This is a genomic window from Vibrio sp. 1562 (assembly GCF_033340155.1).
Taxonomy (GTDB): Bacteria; Pseudomonadota; Gammaproteobacteria; order Enterobacterales; family Vibrionaceae; genus Vibrio; species Vibrio alginolyticus.
Window position 1 is genome coordinate 1 of the sequence record NZ_JAWOVY010000663.1, and the last position, 551, is coordinate 551.

Genomic DNA, 551 nt, shown 5'->3' on the forward strand with positions numbered 1-551 from the left:
GACCCGCAAGTGGATCGCTTGTGTATGGTGTGTGAGATGACCATTTCTGAAAGCGGTAAGCTCTCAAGCTACAAGCACTACGAAGCGGTAATGAATTCCCACGCTCGCCTCACATACAGCAAAGTGAGCGCGATTCTTGAAGGTGATGAAGAACTGCGTGAACGCTACCAGCCACTCGTGTCGCATCTTGAAGAGTTGCACGCGATGTACAAAGTGTTGAAAGAAGCGCGTGATCAACGTGGTGCGATTGAGTTTGAGACCGTCGAAACCAAATTCATTTTTAATGCTGAGCGCAAGATTGAAAGCATTGAGCCAGTGATTCGTAATGATGCACATAAGATCATCGAAGAATGTATGATCTTAGCTAACATTGCCTCGGCATCGTTGGTAGAAAAAGCCAAAGAGCCTGCACTGTATCGTATTCACGAATCTCCGGGTGAGCTGCGCTTGCAAGGCTTCCGCGATTTCCTAAGTGAGCTAGGTTTAGAGTTGAAAGGTGGTTTAGAGCCTTCTCCGACAGACTACGCCGATCTCGCGCGTCAAATTGCAGG

The 551-nt window shown here is 48.1% G+C and carries 1 protein-coding gene; it reads left to right on the forward strand.

Annotation, left to right across the window (positions count from 1 at the left end; genetic code table 11):
* A partial coding sequence (locus tag R7Z49_RS26955) for an RNB domain-containing ribonuclease (RefSeq protein WP_318112731.1) occupies positions 1 to 551 on the forward strand: 551 nt, incomplete at both ends.